Origin of the sequence: Mesorhizobium kowhaii, assembly GCF_042431665.1 — a bacterium.
Taxonomy (GTDB): domain Bacteria; phylum Pseudomonadota; class Alphaproteobacteria; order Rhizobiales; family Rhizobiaceae; genus Mesorhizobium; species Mesorhizobium kowhaii.
The window spans coordinates 202,023-224,571 of the sequence record NZ_JBHLYT010000044.1 but is presented as its reverse complement, the minus strand read 5'-3'; the positions used below and the strand labels follow the sequence as shown (position 1 = coordinate 224,571).

At 63.8% G+C, this 22,549-nt stretch carries 19 protein-coding genes; 13 read left to right on the top strand and 6 right to left on the bottom strand.

The annotated features are described in order from the left end of the window. Positions 1-27: 27 nt before the first annotated feature. The 3 genes from ACFFNA_RS25230 to ACFFNA_RS25220 form a co-directional block, all read right to left on the bottom strand. Positions 28-735: a DUF4760 domain-containing protein gene (locus ACFFNA_RS25230; protein WP_378922478.1), complete on the bottom strand. Its 708-nt coding sequence runs from the start codon at positions 733-735 to the stop codon at positions 28-30. Next, a complete protein-coding gene (locus tag ACFFNA_RS25225; RefSeq protein ID WP_378922476.1) occupies positions 732-1,112 on the bottom strand; it encodes a hypothetical protein in 381 nt (126 codons plus the stop codon). The genes ACFFNA_RS25230 and ACFFNA_RS25225 overlap by 4 nt, the downstream gene beginning before the upstream one ends. 107 nt (positions 1,113-1,219) lie before the next feature. After that, positions 1,220-3,424: a caspase family protein gene (locus ACFFNA_RS25220; RefSeq protein WP_378922474.1), complete on the bottom strand. Its 2,205-nt coding sequence runs from the start codon at positions 3,422-3,424 to the stop codon at positions 1,220-1,222. A 260-nt stretch (positions 3,425-3,684) separates the two neighbouring features. Between ACFFNA_RS25220 and ACFFNA_RS25215 the strand changes: the two genes are divergently transcribed. Then, positions 3,685-4,089 carry a transcriptional repressor gene (locus tag ACFFNA_RS25215; RefSeq protein WP_378922472.1) on the top strand — a complete coding sequence of 135 codons (405 nt, stop codon included), beginning with the start codon at positions 3,685-3,687 and terminating at the stop codon, positions 4,087-4,089. 179 nt (positions 4,090-4,268) lie between these two features. Here the strand turns inward: ACFFNA_RS25215 and polA are convergent, their stop codons facing one another. Then, the gene (gene polA / locus ACFFNA_RS25210) at positions 4,269-7,235 is read right to left on the bottom strand and encodes a DNA polymerase I (protein ID WP_378922610.1); all 2,967 of its coding nucleotides are present in this window, start codon (positions 7,233-7,235) and stop codon (positions 4,269-4,271) included. A gap of 421 nt (positions 7,236-7,656) precedes the next feature. Here polA and ACFFNA_RS25205 point away from each other — a divergent pair, with 421 nt between their 5' ends. From ACFFNA_RS25205 to ACFFNA_RS25175, 7 genes are all read left to right on the top strand, one after another. Next, entirely contained in the window at positions 7,657-9,042 is a 1,386-nt protein-coding gene (locus ACFFNA_RS25205) for a M20/M25/M40 family metallo-hydrolase (RefSeq protein ID WP_378922470.1), read from the top strand. A gap of 124 nt (positions 9,043-9,166) precedes the next feature. Further along, positions 9,167-9,787: a ribonuclease D gene (locus ACFFNA_RS25200; RefSeq protein ID WP_378922468.1), complete on the top strand. Its 621-nt coding sequence runs from the start codon at positions 9,167-9,169 to the stop codon at positions 9,785-9,787. A 99-nt stretch (positions 9,788-9,886) separates the two neighbouring features. Beyond that, positions 9,887-10,090, top strand: coding sequence for a hypothetical protein (locus ACFFNA_RS25195; RefSeq protein WP_378922466.1), 204 nt, complete (start codon positions 9,887-9,889; stop codon positions 10,088-10,090). A gap of 110 nt (positions 10,091-10,200) precedes the next feature. After that, positions 10,201-10,455, top strand: coding sequence for a GlsB/YeaQ/YmgE family stress response membrane protein (locus ACFFNA_RS25190; protein ID WP_111548817.1), 255 nt, complete (start codon positions 10,201-10,203; stop codon positions 10,453-10,455). A gap of 25 nt (positions 10,456-10,480) precedes the next feature. Then, entirely contained in the window at positions 10,481-10,627 is a 147-nt protein-coding gene (locus ACFFNA_RS25185; RefSeq protein ID WP_013529552.1) for a hypothetical protein, read from the top strand. Between the two features lie 191 nt (positions 10,628-10,818). Beyond that, positions 10,819-13,095, top strand: a complete 2,277-nt coding sequence (locus ACFFNA_RS25180; RefSeq protein ID WP_378922463.1) for a transglycosylase domain-containing protein — start codon at positions 10,819-10,821, stop codon at positions 13,093-13,095. 51 nt (positions 13,096-13,146) lie between these two features. Next, a complete protein-coding gene (locus ACFFNA_RS25175; protein ID WP_095199543.1) occupies positions 13,147-13,899 on the top strand; it encodes an SDR family NAD(P)-dependent oxidoreductase in 753 nt (250 codons plus the stop codon). A gap of 47 nt (positions 13,900-13,946) precedes the next feature. Here ACFFNA_RS25175 and ACFFNA_RS25170 read toward each other — a convergent pair whose 3' ends face one another. Further along, positions 13,947-14,930, bottom strand: coding sequence for a zinc-binding dehydrogenase (locus ACFFNA_RS25170; RefSeq protein ID WP_378922461.1), 984 nt, complete (start codon positions 14,928-14,930; stop codon positions 13,947-13,949). A gap of 205 nt (positions 14,931-15,135) precedes the next feature. On the opposite strand from ACFFNA_RS25170, the gene ACFFNA_RS25165 reads away from it, so the two are divergent. Next, positions 15,136-15,945: an AraC family transcriptional regulator gene (locus tag ACFFNA_RS25165; RefSeq protein WP_378922459.1), complete on the top strand. Its 810-nt coding sequence runs from the start codon at positions 15,136-15,138 to the stop codon at positions 15,943-15,945. A gap of 91 nt (positions 15,946-16,036) precedes the next feature. On the opposite strand, the gene ybaL is transcribed toward ACFFNA_RS25165, so the two are convergent. After that, positions 16,037-17,824, bottom strand: a complete 1,788-nt coding sequence (gene ybaL / locus ACFFNA_RS25160) for a YbaL family putative K(+) efflux transporter (protein ID WP_378922457.1) — start codon at positions 17,822-17,824, stop codon at positions 16,037-16,039. Between the two features lie 484 nt (positions 17,825-18,308). On the opposite strand from ybaL, the gene cysG reads away from it, so the two are divergent. From cysG to ACFFNA_RS25140, 4 genes are read left to right on the top strand one after another with little or no spacing between them, the layout of a single operon-like run. Beyond that, complete coding sequence (cysG, locus tag ACFFNA_RS25155) at positions 18,309-19,760, top strand: siroheme synthase CysG (RefSeq protein WP_378922455.1); 1,452 nt, start codon at positions 18,309-18,311, stop codon at positions 19,758-19,760. Beyond that, the gene (locus ACFFNA_RS25150; RefSeq protein ID WP_378922453.1) at positions 19,757-20,050 is read left to right on the top strand and encodes a DUF2849 domain-containing protein; all 294 of its coding nucleotides are present in this window, start codon (positions 19,757-19,759) and stop codon (positions 20,048-20,050) included. Before cysG ends, ACFFNA_RS25150 begins: the two co-directional genes overlap by 4 nt. Positions 20,051-20,092: 42 nt before the next feature. Further along, the gene (locus ACFFNA_RS25145) at positions 20,093-21,763 is read left to right on the top strand and encodes a nitrite/sulfite reductase (protein WP_378922451.1); all 1,671 of its coding nucleotides are present in this window, start codon (positions 20,093-20,095) and stop codon (positions 21,761-21,763) included. After that, positions 21,738-22,502, top strand: coding sequence for a phosphoadenylyl-sulfate reductase (locus ACFFNA_RS25140; RefSeq protein WP_378922449.1), 765 nt, complete (start codon positions 21,738-21,740; stop codon positions 22,500-22,502). Before ACFFNA_RS25145 ends, ACFFNA_RS25140 begins: the two co-directional genes overlap by 26 nt. Positions 22,503-22,549: the final 47 nt, after the last annotated feature.

The window sequence follows — 22,549 nt, the reverse complement described above, 5'->3', positions numbered from 1 at the left end:
TGAGGCGGCGAGCTGCTCCTCCCATGGCTATTTGACTTCGGCCGCGGGCTGCCCATTGCGCACATAGGTCTCGATCGCCGTGGCGAAAGTGGGTGAACCCGCCTTGCGCTGCTTGTCGACATAGCCGGCAAAATAACTCCAGAACGAGACGGCATAGTCGCGGAAATAAGCGTCGGTCACCTTGCGCGAACACAGATCGCCGTCGATGCAGAAAGACAGGCGGTTGAGGAAATAGACAATGCGGTCGAAATTTTCGCTGAAATCGGCGAGTGGCATGTCGCCACCGCTGGCGGTCATCGCCTCGATGCCGATCCGCTGCCGGAACACCTGCTCCTCGGTCGGCGAGGGGTTGGCGCTGAGCAGATTGTCGTATTTGGCGTTGAGGGCCGCAAGGCGATCTTTCAGCGCCCTTTGCGCCTGCTGGTAGTCCTTGGTTTCCCAGAGCTCAACCAGCGACATGGTCTGCTCGACGCGCTTCTGCTCCTGGTTGGCGAGGAACTGGTAGATCGAGAACATCAAGGTGAAGATGATGGCCAAGCGCACCAGCATACCCGACCAGGCATAGACCAGCATGCGCCAGTCACGGTCGGTGAACGGGTTCGATTCCTTCTTGATCTCGTGGCTGCTCGGCCAGGGAAAACCCTCTGTGGTTTCCGGCAAAGCCGGCTCCGTGGCTGGCGCCTTTGCGGGTGCGGCAGCTGCCGTTTGCCTGGTGTTGCCCGCCGGTTTTTTCATTGGCAGCTGTCCAGATCGATGATGGCGGAAGGATCCAGCACGATGCCTGGCGCCTCCAGCTTCTTTTTCAGGCATTCCAGCTGCAGGCGCGAAATCATGAACTGCACGTCGGGCTCCGCCGCCCCCTTGTTCGGCGACGGCAACGCCTCGACCACGCCGCGCGAGGCGCAGTTGCTGAGATCGACGACAACGGCGCCGCTGCTGCTTTTGGCGATCTGGTCGTACTGTTCGAGAAAACAGGTTGCCAGTTCCGAGTTGGTGACGATCTGCTTGACACAAAGACCGCAGGCCTCGTCCGCCGAAGCATTGGCGATCAGGAGCAGGCCACCAGCAAGGCCGGCCACCGCTCCACGCCAGGAAAAAATAGAATTCTTCACAATCGATCCTATCCGCCTCATCCGGCCATCATGCGCCATTGCGCCTGCCGGGAATGTTCTCATATCGCGCCGATCGCGCAAGAGCCGGCTCTTGTGCCGGCATTCGCTCAGGCGCGTGGCACCGTCTCCATCGGGAAGATCATCACCGCGCCCTTCGGGCCGCTCTTGTCGGCAAGCCGCATCACCGAGCGGGTTGCCGGCGCCATGCCGATATCGGTCAGCATGTCGGTGAAGCTGGCAGGGCCTAGCCCGCGCGTCATGGACGCAACGCCATCCTGTGCCAGGAAGCTCAGATCCTCCTTCTCGCTCTCCGGCGGCGCCTCGGTCAAAACCGCGATCATCCTTTCCATGCCGAAGCTGGTGTCGGTGAAGGCCAGCAGCCCCTCCTCGAGCGTGGCTTGCGGCGCAAGGCGCTCGGCAACGATGTGGGTGATCGAATAGTCGCTGCCGACATAGAGCACGTTGATGTCGACCAGCAGATCAGAGCCGTTCTTTGCCAGCACATGCACTTCGTCGCCCGGCGAGACGCGAGGCACCACGGAAGCCTGCAACGGTTCGAGGCCGTCCTTGTCACGGCGTTTGACCTGGAACTGGACGTCGACGTCCTCGGGCTTGTAATCGGAGGCCGCCGCCAGCCGCGAAAGCCCGGTGGCACGGAAGATGGTGCGCAGATTCCTCGTTGTCGCCTCGACCAGCTTTTTCCGGTCATCCATGTGGATGATGATCACCGGCGGCTTGCTGCCATCCTTCAAGGTCACGTCGCCTGAGGCTGGCAGGAACCATAGCGCCGGCTTGTCGGTCGCGTCCTTGGCGGCGCCGGCAATGGCATTCTCGCGCATCACCGCAAAGCGAAGCTCGGCGCTCATGCCGGGGTCGACCAGTTCGATGTTGAAGCCGGTCTCCTTGGCCGTGGCCAGTTCGTCGAGAACCGAATTGACCAGAGCGGTTTCCTTCTCAAGTCCCTTGGTCGCCGCCGGCCGCGCCACAACGAGCTTGTAGTCGACGGCGATCTCGGCCACTCGCGCATAGGCATTGGTGGGGATGTCGGCGAGCTTGAGCGCCGGCTTGTTGTCGAATTCGACCGGCTTGACGCGGCTCTCCAGGTTCTTGGCAGACTGCACCTCGAGATAGCCGACCGCGTCGGAAAGTTGCGACAGCGCCGACGGCAGGATGGCGAGCTTGCTGCCGGGGGTGAGGCGATGCAAAACGCCGGCGCCGATCGTCGCGTCGCCGTCCTTGATGACAACAGGCCATTGCATGACCGCGTCCGTCTTGTCGGTGCCGAACACGCGTGCGTCGAGTTCGCCTTCGAACAGCGGTGTCGGCCGCGTGCGGCTGTCGGCCGAATATTGCTGCAGCACGGCCTGGCCGAGCTGGCGATAGGTGATATTGGGATTCTCGGCCAGTTTCGACAGGATGGTGAAGGTGAACAGACCGAACCGTGGTGCATCCGTCGTGCCCTTGGGCAGCGGCATCTCCGGCGTCGTCTCCACCGTCTGGGCGGCATAGAAGGCGACCAGCTTGCCCTTGGTGATCGGTTCGCCGCCGGTTGGCGTCAGGTTGAAGGCGGGCTTGCGCGTGCCGTTGTCGTCGACGCCGCGCGAGCCTGCGGCGGATGTCGCCTCGTCATAGGCCTTGATCGCAGCGGCTCGCTCGGCTTCGCTGCCGCCGACCAGGTCGGCGAACTCGACCTTGCGCTCCATTTCGTCGTCGACTTCGACGGCGCGGGTCGCAGTGCCGGAATGGCAGCAGTCGAACACGACCCAGACGAAGGCACCCTTGTTGCGGATGGCGTCGAGCGCGGCGCCGATCTCGTTGTCGACCAGCGCATTCGGCACCCCGGCATCACGGTTTATCCATTTGTCGATGTCGACAGGCAGGAAAATCTCGTCGAGCCCGTCGGTCTCGTCGCCCTTGACCCTCTCCGGCTGCTGGGCGCCGTGACCGGACAGGTGCAGATAGACGAAATCGTCGCGCTGCACCTTTGCGGCGAGGTCGGCCAGCGCGGCCTTGATCGCGGCATGGGTCGGCAAGCCATTGGCGCCCGGGACGTCCTTGGCCAGCAGCGTGACATTCTCGGGCGCGAACCGCACCGGGTCGGGCACGTTCTTCAACAGGTACTCGTGGACGAGGCCGGCATCGTTCTTCGGCCCGATCAGCCAGTTCCTCTGTGGCAGGTTCGGATATTCGGTGCAGGCGACCAGCAGCGCATGATACGTGCGCGATGCAGCCATGGTCCTGAACGACACCATCCCGGCCATCGTCAGCGCGGACGTGCCGACCAGCAGCGTCCGCCGCGTCAATTTGATCATGATTGCTTCCCCAAGCCCGATCGAATTTCCCAAGCGCGGCAACTCTTGCCGAGGATTTTGTCAGTATTTTGAATGTTGCATCGCAGAGCAGCCCGCCTGTTATCCCACTCCGGTCGACGATAGGCGTTCTCGATAGCCTCCCGGGCAGAGATGTTGGAAACAGTAGCAAAAATGCCTGTTCGTCGCTATCTGGATGGACAGGGATCGTTTGCGCGCGGAAATGATGCGCAAGCGACGCAAGACAGGTTGGAAACAGGATCATGGCGGCAAGGGATGTGCTGACGAAGAACCAGCTGTGCGTGCTCGAGAAACTCGAGGCCGCCAGCGGGCCGCTCAGCGCCTACACCTTGCTCGACCAGCTGCGCGAGCGCGGTTTTCGCGCGCCGCTGCAGGTCTATCGCGCGCTCGACACGCTGGTGAAGTCCGGCTTCGTGCACCGGCTGGAAAGTATCAATTCCTTCGTCGCCTGCGCCGAGCCGCATGACCACAGCCATTCGATGACCGCCTTCGCCATCTGCGACACCTGCGGGCAAGTCACCGAAATGTCCGATCACGATGTCGACCACCGGCTGGACGAATGGGTCCGCTCGACGGGCTTTGCCGCCAAGAAGGCGGTGATCGAATTTCGCGGGACGTGTGCCAAGTGCCTGGCGCAGGCTGCTTAAGGTGCGCTGATATTCAGGTGATGCCGGTCTGTAAGTGGTGGCTCCCTGCGCTTCCAGTGCTCACGTGCCCAAAAGTACGCGCCGCTCCGGTTCTCGGGAGCCATCCAGTTTGGTCGCTTTGCGCCCGTCTTCGACTCCGGCTCGGCCTGACCTGAATCTCAACACACCTTGAGTTGGCGCTAATGCGCCTCGTCCCAGTTGTTGGCGGCGCGGGCGTCGACATGCAGCGGCACCGACATCGACACCGCCGGCATCGCCGCGTTTTCCATGACGTGGCGCACGATGGGGATCGTCGCCTCGACTTCCGCCTCGACCGTTTCGAAGATCAGCTCGTCATGCACCTGCAGCAGCATGCGGGCCGACAGCTTTGCCTTTTCCAACGCCTCGTCCATGCGCACCATGGCGCGGCGGATGATGTCGGCGGCGGTGCCTTGCAGGCGGGCGTTGATCGAGGCGCGCTCGTTGAAGGCGCGCAGCGACGGGTTCGACGAGCGGATATCAGGATAGTGGATGCGGCGGCCGAAGATCGTTTCGACGAAGCCATGCTCGCGGGCATAGGCCTTGGTCTCTTCGATGTAGTCGCGGATGCCGGGAAAACGCTCGAAATACTTCTTGATGTAATTGCCGGCCTCTTCGCGCGGGATCGACAGCTGGTTGGCGAGGCCGAAGGCGGAAATACCGTAGATGATGCCGAAATTGATCGCCTTGGCGCGACGGCGGATTTCCGAAGGCATGCCCACTACCGGCACGTTGAACATTTCCGACGCGGTAATGGCATGGATATCGGCGCCGTCGGCGAAGGCCTGTCGCAGTTGCGGGATTTCGGCGACATGGGCGAGCACCCGCAACTCGATCTGGCTGTAATCGGCCGAGACCAGCCGGTTGCCCTTGTCGGCGATGAAGGCGGTCCTGATCTTGCGGCCTTCGGCGGTGCGCACAGGAATGTTCTGCAGGTTCGGATCGGATGATGACAGCCGGCCCGTCGTCGTCGCTGCCAGCGCGTAGGAGGTGTGGACGCGCTTGGTGTCCGGATGGATGAAGCCCGGCAGCGCGTCGGTATAGGTCGATTTCAGCTTGGTCAGCTGGCGCCAGTCGACGATCTTGCGCGGCAGTTCATGGCCTTCGGCGGCGAGGTCTTCGAGAAGCTGCGCCGAGGTCGACCATTGCCCGGTCTTGGTTTTCGAACCGCCGGGCAAGCCCATGCGGCCGAACAGGATGTCGCCGAGCTGTTTTGGCGAGCCGATGTTGATGCGTTCGCCGATGAGTTGGTAGATTTCTTCTTCGAGGCGAGCGGCGCCCTGCGCCAGTTCGCCAGAGAGCCGCGACAGGATCTGCCGGTCGACCGAGATGCCGCGCTGTTCCATGCGCGCCAGTACCGGCACCAGCGGCCGCTCCAGCCGTTCATAGACCGACACCAGCCCCTTGGCGGCAAGCCGCGGCTTCAGCACCAGCCAGAGCCGCAGCGTCACATCGGCGTCTTCGGCGGCATGAGCGGTCGCCTTGTCGATGCCGACCTGATCGAAACCAACGGAGCTTTTGCCGGAGCCGGTCACGTCCTTGAGCTGGAGAGGGGTGTGACCAAGCCATTTCTCGGCAAGCGAATCCATGCCGTGACCATGAGGGGTGCCGGCATCGAGCACATAGGAAATCAGCATGGTGTCGTCAAAAGGCGCGACATCGATGCCATAGCGGCTCATGACGACAAGATCGTATTTCAGGTTCTGCGCGATCTTGAGAACCGACTTGTCTTCCAGCAGCGGTTTCAGCACGGCTAGCGCCTCGCGAAGCTGGATCTGGTTTTCGACCGTGCCTCCACCGAGCAGGTCACCGTTGCCGCTCTTGTGGGCAAAAGGAATGTAGACGGCGCGGCCGGGCGCGGTGGCGATGGACATGCCGATCAACTCGGCCTGCATCGGATCGGCCGACGTCGCCCTGACGTCGAAAGCGGCAAGGCCGGTCTCGGTCGCCTCGGCGACCCAGGCTTTCAAGGTCGCGACATCGCGGATGCAGTGATAGGCTGACGTATCTATCTTGCGGGTGGCCGCGCTCTCCAACCGGAGCGCGGCGAGCAGGGAAGGGGTGTCGCCTTGCTTTGGCGTTTCCGTCGCCGGTGTGGTTGTCGCTCCGCCAGCTTGGCCCAGTTCGGTGCCGGCCGCGCTTCGGGCAACGGCCGGCGCTCCCGATCCAACATCAGGCCCATGCGCGCTATCGGCGCGCTCGACGGTCACCGCAACGGCTTGGACATCACCGGCCTCGGTGCCGGTCGCTTCCGCCACGCGGCGGGTCAGCGAGGTGAATTCCATGGTCTTGAGGAAGCCGATCAGCTTCGGTCCGTCCGGCGCGTGCAGGACGAAGTCGTCCAGCCCCTCGGTCACCGGCACGTCATTCTTCAGCGTCACCAGCTGGCGTGAAATGCGCGCCTTGTCGGTGTTGGCGATGATCGATTCCCGCCTTTTGTCCTGCTTGATCTCGCTCGCGCGGGCCAGCAACCCGTCGAGGTCGCCGAACTGCTCGAGCAGCTGCGCGGCCGTCTTCGGCCCGATGCCGGGCACACCGGGTACATTGTCGACGGAGTCACCGGTCAGCGCCTGCAGGTCGACCATTTTCTCCGGCGGCACGCCCCATTTCTCGATGACTTCCGGAATGCCGATCTGGCGGTCCTTCATCGGGTCGTACATGCCGACCGTGTCGCCGACCAGTTGCATCAAATCCTTGTCGGAGGAGATGATGGTGGTGTCGCCGCCCGCTTCGCGGGCGAGCCTGGCATAGGTGGCGATGAGATCGTCGGCCTCGTAGCCTTCGATCTCGACGCAAGGCAGGTTGAACGCCCTGGTCGCCTGGCGGATCAGGCCGAATTGCGGGATCAGGTCTTCCGGCGGCGCCGAGCGGTTGGCCTTGTATTCAGGGTAGAGATCGTTGCGGAAGGTTTTCGAGGAATAATCGAAAATAACGGCGAAATGCGTCGGCACAATGCCTACATCGGTGTTGCGGGCATCCAGCATCAGCTTCCACAGCATGTTGCAGAAGCCTGAAACGGCGCCGACCGGCAAGCCGTCGGATTTGCGGGTCAGTGGCGGCAGCGCATGATAGGCACGGAAGATGTAGCCGGAGCCGTCGATAAGGAAGAGATGATCGCCTTTTTTCATGTCGGCAGGGATAGCGCGGCTCGATGCTGCGGTCCATGCCAAAGGCACCGGCACCCACCGGTTCCGGCAACACCCTGACAGAATGGCTGCGGGTCGGCCTGCTCACGCCCATGTTACAAAAGTGTAATTTTCATGCCCTTGAATCGCCACGTTCAAAGACACAAATAAGGGTCATCGGCAGTTTTCGCCGAGTCCGGAGCAAGGCCCGTCCCCCGCCTATCCCGGACACTTGCGGCAGCCTATCCCCCCTCTCCGGGCTGCCGCATCGTTTCGAGTAGAAGACCGCCGTGGTTCCCCCTCCACCACGGCGGTCTTTTTTTGTCGTTCGACAGGCATGGCGGGCCTTGGTCCAATCGTCCCGGGCTTTTCGTTTGCCCGGTCTGCCTTTACGGTTCCGGCACTGAATCGAAAGGCTTCACAAATGTCCGCAGTTTCTCCCGTTCTCGATCGCCTCGACAAGAATCTCGACCAGAGCCTTGAGCGCCTGTTCGGCCTGCTCAGGATCAAGTCGATCTCCACCGATCCGGCCTATGCCGCCGACTGCCGCAAGGCGGCGGAATGGCTGGTGGCGGAGCTCAAGCTGATCGGCTTCGACGCCAGCGTTCGCGACACGCCCGGCCATCCGATGGTGGTTGCGCATCATGACGGGCCAGCCGGCTCGCCGCATGTGCTGTTCTACGGCCACTACGACGTGCAGCCGGTCGATCCGATCGAATTGTGGGAAAGCGATCCGTTCGCGCCCGCGGTCAAAGAGGTCGAGCCCGGCCACAAGGTGATCACCGGGCGTGGTTCGGCCGACGACAAGGGCCAGCTGATGACCTTCGTCGAGGCTTGCCGCGCCTGGAAGCAGGTGCATGGCAATTTGCCGTGCCGCATCACCATTCTGTTCGAGGGCGAGGAAGAGTCCGGCTCATCGTCGCTGAAGCCGTTCCTCGGGGCCAATGCCGACGAACTCAAGGCCGATTTCGCGTTGGTCTGCGATACCGGCATGTGGGACCGCGATACGCCGTCGATCTGCGTCGGATTGCGCGGACTGGTCGGTGAGGAGATCACGGTGAAGGCCGCCGACCGCGACCTGCATTCCGGCCTCTATGGCGGTGCCGCCGCCAACCCGATCCGCATCCTGGCCAAGGTTTTGGCCGACATCCACGACAAGGACGGCCACATCACCATCCCGGGTTTTTATGACGGCGTCGAGGAAACGCCGTCGCAGATCCTGAAATCATGGGAAACGCTTGGCGAGACAGCCGAGACCTTCCTCGGGCCTGTCGGCCTGTCGATCCCGTCGGGTGAGAAGGGCCGCTCGGTGCTGGAATTGACCTGGGCGCGGCCCACCGCCGAGTTCAACGGCATCATCGGCGGCTACACCGGCAAGGGCTTCAAGACGGTGATCGCGGCGGAAGCCTCGGCGAAGGTCTCGTTCCGCCTCGTCCACAAGCAGGATCCGGCCAAGATCCGCGCCGCGTTCCAGAAATTCGTCAAGGAGCGCATTCCGGCCGACTGTTCGGTCGAATTCCACCCGCATGGCGGCTCGCCGGCAATCCAGCTTTCCTATGACTCGCCGTTCCTGGCCAAGGCCAAGAACGCGCTGTCCGACGAATGGCCGAAGCCGGCGGTGACGACGGGCGGCGGCGGCTCGATTCCCGTCGTCGGCGACTTCCAGACCTATCTCGGCATGGAATCGCTGCTGGTCGGCTTCGGCCTCGACGACGACCGCATCCACTCGCCCAACGAGAAATACGAGCTGAGCTCCTTCCACAAGGGCCAGCGCTCCTGGGCGCGGATTCTGGAAGCGCTAACCCGCTGACGTGGCGGGAACGCAACTTTCTGTTGATTTTTCGGCGGATCACAGCGAGGACGGGGCCACGAGATAAAGCGCCGCGGCGTCCCTTGCCGGTCAAGGGACGCCCAAGGCTCGACCGGAGAAGACAATGGCCGACATCCGTTTCCACAAACATGACCTGCCCGACCTTTCGCACTACAATGTCGGCGCGGTGGCCATCGACACCGAGACGCTGGGGCTCAACCCGCATCGCGACCGGCTGTGCGTGGTGCAGATCTCGCCGGGCGACGGCACAGCCGACGTGATCCAGATCGCGCCGGGCCAGAAGAAGGCGCCGAACCTTGTCAGCCTGCTGAGAAATCGCGGTGTGACCAAGCTGTTCCACTACGGCCGCTTCGACCTTGCCGTGCTCTACAATGCGTTCGGGGTGATGCCCGAGCCGGTGTTCTGCACCAAGATCGCCTCGCGGCTGACCCGCACCTACACCGACCGGCACGGGCTGAAGGACATCTGCTTCGAGCTTCTTGGCGTTGGCCTGTCGAAGGCGCAGCAATCCTCGGACTGGGCGGCCGAGACGCTGTCGCCCGAACAGCTCGAATACGCCGCTTCCGATGTGCTCTATTTGCACCGGTTGCGCGATGTGCTGGACGGGCGGCTGGCGCGAGACGGGCGGACAAAGGAGGCCGATGCCTGCTTCCGCTTCCTGCCGACGCGTGCCAAACTCGACCTCATGGGCTGGGGCGAAGAGGATATCTTCGCCCACAGCTGATGGGTTTGGCGAGGATCTGCTGCCGACGGCCCGTTTGGAACCAGATGCAGGCCGCCGCGTTCTGTCGGCTCAGTCTTGTCGGTTTAAAAGGGGGATGACATGGCGGACAGAAAGCCGATTTCGACCGCGCCGAGGGACGGCTCCAAGGTCTCCGTCACCTGGAAGGACAGCGACGGCGTCATCAACGAATCCATGGCGCAATATCGCGACGACGGCTGGTGGGTCTACACCGACAGTCATACGCAAAAGAAGGTCGAGCCGACCAGCTGGCGACCTGCCGCGAGCGATGATGACGACCAGTGAGCGCGCCGCTGGCGAGGCTGGCTGCTTTCGAATAGCCTGAAGTCGTTGATATCGAGGCCGATTCGGAGCTTTCCGCTTCGCCGTCGTCCTCTTGCTCGGAGGAAATCGCTATGGGTGCTGAAAGCCTGCTCGTCTTCATCATCATTGGTGCCATCGCCGGCTGGCTCGCCGGTCTCATCGTGTCCGGTTTCGGCTTCGGCCTGATCGGCAACATCATTGTCGGCATCGTCGGCGCGTTCATCGCCGGCTGGTTGTTCCCGCGGATCGGCTTCTCCATCGGCGGCGGCGTTCTCGCCTCCATCATCCACGCCACGATCGGCGCCATCATCCTGCTGGTGCTGGTCAAGGTCCTGAAACGAGCTTGAAGCTCGACAACCGAAAGAGCGCGCCATGAAACAGAATACGCTCTATCTCGTCATTGGCGCGCTCGTCGTCGTGGTCATCGCGCTCGGTATTTATGTCTATCGCGAACAGACCAAACCGAAGGGCGTCGAGCTCAAGATCGACGACAAGGGCATCTCGATCCAGCAGAATTGATGGCATCGGATCGGCGCCGACCGCCACCGCCTTGTTGTGGCAAGCGGGCGGTGCTGACGCGCCGTTCGAGCCGGTCCGCAAGCAATTGAATCCACATTGCTTCGATTTTTCCCGACTTAACCCGCCCTTAAATCGCCGCATCTACTCTTCAACCCGAACGCCATAGGCATCGGGGACAGACAGCACAGCGCATGGCGAACCGCAGAGACAGTCGCATCGAACCCAGTTTCGAGGGACCGCCGCAGGCGAGATCCTCGGCGGGTCTTTCGGTGAACGAGGAGGATCGCGTCGTGCCGAGCAACCGCAAAGCCTCTGCAAAACGCAAGCCGGCCAAGGGCAAATCGTCGCGCGGTGGGCGCGGCAGAAGCCGGCGCGGCCTGTTCGGCGTGTTCGGCCGGCTGTTCTACTGGTGTTTCGTGCTCGCCATATGGGGCGGCATCGCGGCGGCTGGAATCGTCGTCTACTACGGCGCCAAGATGCCGGCGGCGACGACCTGGTCGATCCCCGACCGCGCCCCCAACATCAAGATCGTCTCAGCCGATAACCAACTGCTCGCCAATCGCGGCATGAGCGGCGGCGAGGCCGTCGGCCTGCACGAAATGTCGCCCTATATCCCCGAGGCCGTCATCGCCATCGAGGATCGCCGATTCTATTCGCATTTCGGCATCGACCCGATCGGCCTGTCGCGCGCGATGGTGACCAATTTGCTTGGCAGGCATTTCTCGCAGGGCGGTTCGACGCTCACCCAGCAATTGGCCAAGAACCTGTTCCTGACCCCCGACCGCACGCTGGAACGCAAGGTGCAGGAAGTGCTGCTGGCGCTGTGGCTTGAGCACAAGCATACCAAGGACCAGATCCTCGAAATGTACCTCAACCGGGTTTATTTCGGTTCGGGCGCCTATGGTGTCGAGGCGGCTTCGCGCCGCTATTTCGGCAAGAGCGCGCGCGACGTCACCCTGTCGGAAGCTGCCCTGCTTGCCGGCCTGTTGAAGGCGCCGTCGCGGCTGTCGCCGGCGCGCGATCCGAAGGCTGCCGAAGAACGCTCGCAGCTCGTGCTTGCCGCCATGCGCGACGAGGGCAAGATCAGCGCCAGGGAGCTGGCTTCTGCGATGAGCGCGCCGGCGACGCGCTCGCCGTCCTACTGGACCGGCTCGGAGAATTACGTCGCCGACACGATCATGGAAGAACTGCCTGACCTGATCGGCGACGTGCGCGGCGACATCATCGTCGACAGCACCGTCGACCTGACGCTGCAGAAGCTCGCCGAACAGTCGATCCGCAGGCTGATCGACGACAGCGGCAAGAAGCTCAACGTCACCCAGGGCGCTCTGGTGTCGATCGACGATTCCGGCGCGGTGCGCGCCATGGTCGGCGGTTACGACTATTCGACCAGCCAGTTCGACCGTGCTTCGGAAGCACGCCGCCAGCCGGGCTCAGCGTTCAAGCCATTCGTCTATATGGCCGCCCTCGAAGCCGGCCGCACACCCGACAGCGTGCGCAACGATGCGCCGATCAAGATCGGCAACTGGACGCCCGACAATTACGGCGGCAAATATTTCGGCAAGGTGACACTGGCCACCGCGCTGGCCAAATCGCTGAATTCGGTCGCTGCCCAATTGACCATGGAGGTCGGGCCGAACGCGGTTGTCGAGGCGGCGCACCGCATGGGCATCCAGTCCGAACTGCAGTCCAACACCTCGATCGCGCTCGGCACTTCGGAAGTGACGCCGCTGGAGCTGACATCGGCCTATGTGCCCTTCGCCAATGGCGGCTACAAGCCGGACATCCATTTCATCCGCCGCGTGACGACCACCGACGGCAAGGTGCTTTACGATAGCGGTGGCGGCAGCGCGCCGCGTGTCGTCAAGCCTGAAATCGTCGGCATGATGAACTCGATGATGACGGGTACGGTCGAGACCGGCACCGCCCGGAAAGCAGCTTTCGCCTGGCCGGCGGCAGGCAAGACCGGCACCAGCCAGAATTCGCGCGACGCCTGGTTTGTGGGCTACACCGCCAATCTCACCACCGGCGTCTGGTTCGGCAATGACGACGGCAGCCCGATGAAGAAGGTCACCGGCGGCGCGCTGCCTGCGCAGGCCTGGCACGAATTCATGGTCGCCGCGCATGAAGGCGTGCCGGTGCGGCCGCTGCCCGGCACCTGGAAGTCGACACCGGCCGACACCATCGTGCCCGACGAGATACCTTCGGCAAACAACGCACCGCCGGCGCCGGTTCCGTCCGCATCCGTTGGCCGGCAGGCGCCGGCCGCACAGGCCGCTGCACCTGCGCCGCCGCCAGCGCCGGTCCGCGCGGCCCGTCCCGCGCAGACGGTCGATGCCGATAGCCTTGCCATGCCGGAAGACGATAGCGCCACCGCGTCGATCAAGCATCCGGTGCCGCCGGGCAATGTCGGTGGTCCCCTGAAGAAGAAGCAGACCTCGATCCTCGACATCCTCGGTGGGGGGTGAGCGGCAACTCGCCTCTCGCCTCCGCGACGCGGTTCGGCTACACCTCCCAAAATGGCTGAACTCGACACCAGAAAGACCATCGTGCTGACCGGCGCCAGCCGCGGCATCGGCCACGCCACGGTCAAGCGTTTTTCACGTGAGGGCTGGCGCGTCATCACCTGCTCGCGCCAGGCCTTTGCCGAGGATTGCCCGTGGCCGGCCGGCCCCGAAGACCACATCAAGGTCGACCTCGCCGACCAGGAAGATGTCGGCATCGCCGTCTCGGAAATCCGCCACCGGCTGGAAGCGCATGGCGGCCAGCTGCATGCGCTGGTCAACAATGCCGGCATCTCGCCGAAGCTCAAGGACGGCAATAGCCGGATGGACTCGATCGACACGCCGATGCATGTCTGGCGCGACGTGTTCCAGGTCAATTTCTTCGCGCCGATCATGCTGGCGCGCGGGCTGTTCAAGGAATTGGCGGCAGCCAAGGGCTCGATCGTCAACGTCACCTCGATCGCCGGCACTCGCGTGCATCCCTTTGCCGGCACCGCCTATGCGACATCGAAGGCCGCTCTCGGTTCGCTGACGCGCGAGATGGCGCATGATTTCGGCCCGCATGGCATCCGCGTCAACGCCATAGCACCCGGCGAGATCGACACCGCTATCCTGTCGCCGGGCACGGACAAGATCGTCGAGACCATTCCGCTGCGGCGCCTCGGCACCACGGCGGAGGTCGCCGACATCATCTTCTTCCTGTGCTCGCAGCAGGCGTCCTACGTGACCGGCTCGGAAATCCACATCAATGGCGGCCAGCACGTGTGAGCCGGTTGATCTTTGTCAATCGTGGACGCTGTCCCCTGCAAGCCCGTCTAAGTGGATAGTACTCTCTCCGGGGCCGTGCGGTTAGATCGCTCTCGCCCGTCCGGCAAGGCTGCCGAGCTTATGGTGAGAACGGCTTTGCCGCTGATGCTGCGTTGTCGCAGTGCGTCGAGGGCGTGCGCGACGCCTGTCCACGGCACGGTCAAGGCCACGCGCGTTTCAAGCCGGCCCGCCGCGACCAGAGCGAGCAGCGAGGCGATGTCCGCACCAATGCCTGAACCAGAAGTGTAGTACGCGAAAGTCTGAAGCCTCGCTCCCTCGTGACCCGGAACGAACTGGCGGAAGTTGATGGGCGTGAGTTCGCCGCTGCTCGAGCCGAACATGACAATGGTGCCGCCAGGCGCGACCCGCTCGATCGCGTGTGCGAGGCTCTCACCGCCGACTGACTCCGTGATCAGCGAAAACGGCCCTTCGGCCAGCTCGATCGACTCGACAACCCGCTCGGCTCCAAGGCCGCGGAGATCATCAGCATGCCTCGCGGCGGAGACCGCGGTCACCGACGCGCCCTGCTCGCGGGCGATCTGGATCTGGAAACGACCGACCGCACCGCTTGCGCCGGTGATCAGAACCCGCTGGCCGGCCAGGTCACCGCCGTGGCGCAGAGTGCGCAGCGCCGTCGTGCCCGCGACCGGAAGCGTGGCCGCGGAGACGAAGCTGACGTCATCCGGCAGGACGGCGAGGCGGTCAGTTGGAACGGCGACACGTTCGGCCCAGCCGGCCTGGTCGACCAAAGCCACAACCCGGGCGCCTACGGCTGGCCCGGAGCCATCGGCTGCTGCGCGTTCGACAACCCCAACGATGTCCTGGCCGGGTATCCAGCCGTTCGGTCGGATGGCGAGCAGGCGCAGTTCACCACGGTTCAACGAGGTTGCGCGGACCGAGATCAGGGCTTCGTTCGAGGCCTGCTGAGGCTCGTCGAGCTCGGCGAGCTTCAGCCCGGTGGCGCTGTCGGGAGAGATGACTAGGGCGAGCATGGTTCATACCTCATTGCTGCGTGGCGGACGCATAGCCTTCGGGCGGCTGCTGTGCCTCGGTCTTGCTGGTTCGCAGACGGCTGCTAATCGAAGAACCCTGCACCCCGCACGCTCCAGACGTGGTCATCCACAAGCCGGAACCTATCGACTTTCCCGCTTGAATAATTTAGATATCAGAGCAATTGATCGCTAAAAACCGTCAATCATGAGACAACCCCTCCGCTACCCCTGGCTCAATTTCGATGTGGATGAGCTTTCCGAGCCGGTGATTGCCGTGCGCGTTGACGTCACCGATACCAGGGCCGAGGTCCCCTCCCATCGGCACCGCAAAGGCCAACTTGTCTTCGCGCTCGGTGGCGGCGTCACCTGCCGCGTCCCCAGCGGCCTATGGATGGTGCCGCCTCATTGCGGCGTGTGGATTCCCGGCGATATGGAGCACAGCAATATCGCCACCGCCAATGCCCGGATTTTCTTCGTGTACATCGAGCCCGGAGCCACCGATCTGCCGGACCGGTGCTGCACGCTGTCGATCTCGCCTCTGCTGCGCGAACTGATCGTCGAGCTGGCCGATCATGGGCAGGACGACAATTCACGGCAGGATGTGCTGACCAAGGTTCTGCTCAGCGAGCTGCCGCGCATGCCTGTCCAGCAGCTGCATATGCCGATATCGTCAGAGCCGCGCTTGAGGCGGATCGTCGATGCCTTGGCTGAAAATCCTGCCGACCGCAGCAATCTGGCAGAATGGGCCCGGCGTGTCGCTCTCAGCGAGAGCAGCCTGGCACGCCTGGTGGTGAGAGAAACAGGCCTGAGCTTCGGACGCTGGCGCCAGCAATTGCATTTGATCGTCGCGATACGGGAACTGGCCTCGGGCGCGAGCGTGCAGCAGGTTTCGGCAGATCTCGGCTATGAGTCCGTCACGGCCTTCATCACCATGTTCAAGAAGGCGCTGGGCAAGCCTCCCGCCCAGTATCTCAGCAGCATCGCGCAGAATGGCGGCTCTGCGTTCGTTGCGTGATCAATTCGATTGACGGCGGACGGTTGAGATCGGCTATGCAATCTGTCACCGGCCGTCGGCCAGAGGCGAACAATAATCGTTCAGGATCGGCTCAGGCAGCGGACGGTTCAGAGGCCTCTGGTGGCTTCTGCCCCAACACCTCTTCGACAATCCCTCGTGCAATCTCGCGCTCGCCCATGATCACCGTGTCGGCGCCGAGGCGCTTGAGGTGATCGACCTCGGCGTCGGAATGGGCGCGGGCGATGACGTTGATGCCGGGATTGGCTGCCCGCGCGCGCAGCACGATCTGGCCTGCCTCGAAGGCGTTGGGGATGGCCAGGATCAGCCGCCTGGCGCCTTCAGGATTGGCAGCGGCGAACACTTCGGCGTTGGCGGCGTTGCCAGCCACGGTCTCGATGCCGTCGGCCTTGAGCCTGGCCAGTGTCTTGTTGGCATCCTCGATGACGAGGAAGGGCAGGGCGGCCTCTTTCAGCGCCGCGCCGACGAGGCTGCCAACACGGCCATAGCCGACCAGGATGGCGTGGTTGGCGAGGGCTGTCCTGGGCGGCGGCCCGTCTTCCCCTTTGGCCGTGGCCGCAACCGAGGCCACCTGGCCGGGTTCCGTCGCCGGGCCGACCGGCTTTGCCTCGACCGGCGGCGCCGTCCTGGCGGCCCGCTTCTCCAGCCATGGCTTCATCCAGTCGATGGCCAGGAACATCAACGGGTTGAGGACGATCGACAGGATGGCGCCGGCGAGGATCAGGTCGCGGCCCTGTTCGGGCAATAGTTTCAGCCCGACGCCGAGCTCGGCCAGGATGAAGGAGAATTCGCCAATCTGGGCAAGGCTTGCCGAAATCATCAGCGCCGTGGCCAGGGGATAGCCGAAGGCAATGACGATGACGAATGCCGCCAACGACTTGCCGATGACGATGATGGCCAGCGTCGCCAGGATCGGCCAGCCATTGCTGATCAGGCTGAACGGATCGAACAGCATGCCGACCGAAACGAAGAACAGCACGGAGAAGGCATCGCGCAGCGGCAGCGATTCCTCGGCGGCGCGATGGCTGAGCTCGGACTCGCTCATGATCATGCCGGCGAAGAAGGCGCCCAGCGCCAGCGAGACACCGAACAGCTTGGCTGCGCCGAAGGCGACACCGAGCGCGATGGCCAGCACGGCGAGCCGGAACAGTTCGCGCGAGCCGGTGTGGGCAACGTAGTGCAGGATCCAGGGGATGACCCGGCGGCCGACGACAAGCATGACGACGACGAAGGCGGCGACCTTGGCCAGCGTGATGCCGACGACGCCCCAGACGCCGTAACTGGCCGGCAGCGACAGCAAGCCGCTCGCGTGGGCGTCCGCCTGTTCCTGGCCGCCGAGCACGCCGGCAAGGGCCGGCAGCAGCACCAGCGCCAGCACCATGGCCAGGTCCTCGACGATCAGCCAGCCGACGGCGATGCGGCCGCGTTCCGTCTCGATCAGGCGCCGTTCCTGCAAGGCGCGCAGCAGCACCACGGTCGAGGCGACCGAGAGCGCCAGGCCGAAAACCAGGCCGGCGCCCATCGACCAGCCGAGCATCCAAGATAGGCCGGCGCCGAGTGCGGTGGCAAAGCCGATCTGGACGATGGCGCCGGGCAAGGCGATGGCGCGCACCGACAGAAGATCCTTCAGCGAGAAGTGCAGGCCGACGCCGAACATCAGGAGAATGACGCCGATTTCGGCCAGTTCGTTGGCAAGGCCGGCGTCGGCGACAAAGCCCGGCGTGTTCGGCCCGACCAGCACGCCGGCTACGAGGTAGCCGACCAGCGGCGGAATGCGGAAGCGGTTGGCGAGAGCCCCGAAGACGAAAGCCAGCCCCAGACCGGCGACGATGGTGGCGATAAGGGGCGTGTCATGCGGCATTGTCTATGGAGCGCCTTTCAAACCTGGGATGTCGGATGTGCGGCGCCCGAAGCCGCCGCCTGTTTGCAATATGGTGGATGGGGTGTCGGCGGTGCAACCCGCAAGGGCGCGAAATCGACGGCGACAGCGCAAAAACGAATGGCCGTCAGAATTCACGCAGATCATGCCACCGCCTGACCGAAAGGGTGGTGATTTCGCTGCCCTGCTTGGATTTTGGTGCAGGCGGCCTTAATCTACTAAATTGGTAGAATTTAGAAAAAACTGTTTTGCCGCATTTCGCGCTCGGCGCTAAAAGAGGTACAAATCAAGGCCTGCGGCAGCAGCTTGAATCCGCTCCATGTGCCAACGAGGAATATTTTTCTCTTGGCCGAGAAGCTTTCAGAAAAGCGATTGCATCCCGACAAACGATGCGCGAGTGCGTTCCTTCAGGTTTTTCGCGCCCGCGCGTAGAACTGCAAGCCTGTTCAGGATACCGCTAGCGTCCATGCCGCACACTGCTCCCAAGCTCAATGCCTTCCCCGTCTTCCTGCGGGTCGAGGGCGAAGCCGTGGCCATCGTCGGCAGCGGCGAACAGGCGCTGGCCAAGGCGCGGCTGATCGGACAGTCAAGCGCGGTCTTGCGTATCATCGCGGAACACGCTGAGCCGGACCTCTTGGCCTTCATCGCTCAGACCGGCGCGAACCATTTTGCCGCCGCTTACGACGCGTCGCAACTCGAAGGCGCGGTCATGGTGTTTGCCGCCAGCGGCGACGAGGAACTCGATCGCCGCGTGGCTACGGACGCGCGCCGGCTGGGTATCCCGGTCAATGCCGTCGACCGGCCGGAACTCTGCGATTTCTTCACCCCGGCGCTGGTCAACCGCGCGCCGGTCGCCATCGCCATCGGCACGGAAGGGGCAGGCCCGGTGCTTGCCCAGATGCTGCGCAGCCGCATCGACCAGATGCTGTCGCCATCGCTCGGGCCGCTGGCAACTCTGGCCGCATCGTTTCGCGGTGCTGCCGAGAAGCTGCTGCCGAAGGGCAATGCCCGCCGCCGCTTCTGGAGCGACTTTTTCGGCGGTGCGCCTGCCCATGCCGTCAACGCCGGCCAGCTTTCGCAGGCGCACGACACCGCTGTTGATCTTCTGCTTTCGAACACGCTGGCTTCGGGCCATATCGCGCTCGTCGGTGCCGGTCCGGGCGCCGAGGATCTTTTGACCTTGCGCGCGCACCGTCTGCTGATGGAGGCCGATGTCATTGTCCATGACGCGCTGGTGCCGGAAGCGGTCGTCGCCATGGGCCGCCGCGATGCCGAGCGCCTGCCGGTCGGCAAGCGCAAGGGCTGCCACACCAAGAGCCAGGCCGAGATCAATGCGCTGCTGGTCGAGCTTGGACGCCAAGGCAAGCGTGTCGTGCGGCTGAAGTCGGGCGATCCGCTGGTGTTCGGCCGGGCCGGCGAGGAGATGGCCGCACTGCGTAATGCCGGCATTGCCTATGAGGTGGTTCCGGGCGTCACCGCTGCTTTTGCAGCAGCAGCCGATTTCGAATTGCCGCTGACCTTGCGCGGCGTTTCCTCGTCGATGGTGTTCACGACCGGCCACGACCTCAAGGGCAATTCGCTGCCTGACTGGGCCAAGCTCGCCATTTCGGGCGCTACGGTCGCCGTTTATATGGGCCGCTCGGTGGCGGCCGAGGTTGCCGGCCGGCTGATCGAGGCCGGTCTGTCGCCCGATACGGCGGTGGCCGTGGTCGAGAATGCCAGCCTTGCCAATCGGCGTCGCTTCCACGGCACGCTTGCCGACCTGCCGTCGCTGGAAGCGCGCACCGATCTTTCCGGCCCGGTCATGACCATCATCGGCGATGCGGTTGCCGGCGCCAATTTTGAACGGTCCGAGCCGCTCGCGGCACACAGGCATGAAGGCGCGCCCGTGGCTGCCGCCGAAGGAGTTCAGCAGTGAAGATACTGACCGCCAACCGCCTGAGTGACGGCATTGCCGTCTGGTATGCCGATGGCGGCTGGGCCGAGACGGTAGACCATGCCGACCTCGCGCACGACAAGGCGGCCGAGGATCGCCTGGAGGCGATCGGTGCCAAGGCCTACACCGCCAACGAAGTGGTCGACGTCAATTTGATCGACGCCGATGTCGTCAGCGGCATCGTCGAGCCGGTGCGGTTGCGCGAGAAGATCCGCGCCGCCGGCCCGACCATCCGCAACGATCTCGGCAAGCAGGCTGCCCGGGCAGCTTAACAAGACACCAGGCATGGGCGGACGCGCCCTGAAAGACGAAGCATGTACCGTTACGATGAGTTCGACCACGATTTTGTCCAGGCCCGCGTCGCCGAGTTCAGCGACCAGGTCCAGCGTCGTCTTGCCGGCGAGATCACCGAGGACCAGTTCCGGCCGCTGCGGCTCATGAACGGCGTCTATCTTCAGCTGCACGCCTACATGCTGCGCATCGCGGTGCCCTATGGCACGCTGAACGGCAAGCAGTTGCGCATGCTCGGTCACATCGCCCGCAAATACGACAAGGGCTACGGCCATTTCACCACGCGCCAGAACATCCAGTTCAACTGGCCGGCGCTGTCGGACATCCCGGCAATCCTGGCGGATCTGGCAAGCGTCGAGATGCACGCCATCCAGACCAGCGGCAATTGCATCCGCAACGTCACCGCCGACCATTTCGCCGGTGCCGCCGCCGACGAGGTCGCCGATCCGCGCCCCTATGCGGAAATCCTGCGCCAGTGGTCGTCGGTGCATCCGGAATTCTCGTTCCTGCCGCGCAAGTTCAAGATCGCGGTGACGGGTGCCGAGCGCGACCGCGCCGCCATCCAGACGCATGATATCGGCCTGCACCTGAAGAAGAACGCCGCCGGCGAACTTGGCTTCGCCGTCTATATCGGTGGCGGCCAGGGCCGCACGCCGATGGTGGCCAGGAAGATCCGCGACTTCCTGCCGGAAGCTGACCTTCTCTCCTACTGCACGGCGATCCTGCGCGTTTACAACCTCTATGGCCGCCGCGACAACAAGTACAAGGCGCGCATCAAGATCCTTGTCCACGAGACCGGCGTCGAGGAAATCACCCGCCAGGTCGAGGCCGAGTGGCAGGAACTGAAGGACGCTGAGCTGAAGCTGCCGGACGCCGACATCCGCGCCATCGAGGCTTATTTCGCGCCGCCTCTGCTCGCTGACCGGCCGGACGGCGACGCAGCGGTGAAGCTGGCGCGCCTCGATTCGAAGAGCTTTTCCGATTGGCTCGACCAGAACGTGGTGACGCACCGCCATCCCGACTATGCGGCGGTGACCATTTCGCTGAAGGGCATCGGCGAGGTGCCGGGCGACGCCTCCGACAGCCAGATGGAAGCAGTCGCCGACATCGCCGAGAAATACGCCTTCGACGAGCTGCGTGTCAGCCATGAGCAGAACCTGATCCTGCCGCATGTGGCGCGCGCCGACCTCAAGGCGGTCTATGACGCATTGGTCGACATCGGGCTGGCGACGGCCAATTCCAATTTGATATCAGACATCATCGCTTGCCCGGGCCTCGACTATTGCGCGCTGGCGACGGCGCGCTCGATCCCGATCGCGCAGGAAATCTCGCGTCGCTTCGCCTCGCTGGAGCGGCAGCGCGAGATCGGCGAACTGAAGCTGAAGATCTCCGGCTGCATCAATGCCTGCGGCCATCACCATGTCGGCCATATCGGCATCCTCGGCGTCGAGAAGAAGGGCTCCGAGCTCTATCAGGTGACGCTGGGCGGCTCGGCCGACGAGAACACGTCGGTCGGCGAGATCATCGGCCGCGGCTTCAGCTCGGAAGAGATCACCGACGCCATCGAGCAGATCGTCGAGACCTATCTCGGCCTTCGGCTCAACAGCCAAGAAAAATTCATCGACGCCTACCGCCGTGTCGGTCCCGCGCCGTTCAAGGAGGCGCTCTATGCTGGCGAAGCCAAGGCCGCTTGACCGTATCGTCGACGTCGATGACGGCATCGCCGCGAAAGCGGCGGGGCTCGATGCGCTTTACGGGCATCTGAACCCGCTCGAGATCATCGAACGCTCGGCCCGCGAACTGTTCAACGACGAGATCGCCGCTGTGTCGTCATTCGGCGCGGATTCGGCTGTGCTGCTGCACATGATCTCCAAGATCGACCGGACGCTGCCGGTCATCTTCCTCGACACCGGCAAGCATTTCGAGGAGACCCTCGGTTATCGCGACGCGCTTGCCGCCGATTTCGGGCTGACCAACATCCGGGTGATCAAGCCCGAAGAAGCGGCGCTCGAACGGATCGATCCGACGGGCAATTTGCACCAGAGCAATACCGATGCCTGCTGCGACGTGCGCAAGGTCGAGCCGCTGGCGCGTGGCGTTGCACCCTTCCGCGCCTGGTTCACCGGCCGCAAGCGCTTCCAGGCCTCGACCCGGGCAGCACTTCCGGTGTTCGAAGCTGTCGGCCCGCGCATCCGCATCAATCCGCTGGCGCACTGGACGACGTCGGACCAGGCCGACTACATGCGCGCGCACGCGCTGCGCGAAAATCCGCTGGTCGCCTATGGCTATCTGTCGATCGGCTGCTTTCCGTGCACGCAGCCGGTGCAGCCGGGCGACGACGCGCGCAGCGGCCGCTGGGCAGGTCATGCCAAGACCGAGTGCGGCATTCATCTGTCGGGACTTGAAAAGTCGCTGACCGACGCATCGCTCTAGGGTATGTGGTATTCAGGTGGTGCCGGCCTGCAAATGGCGGTTTCCTG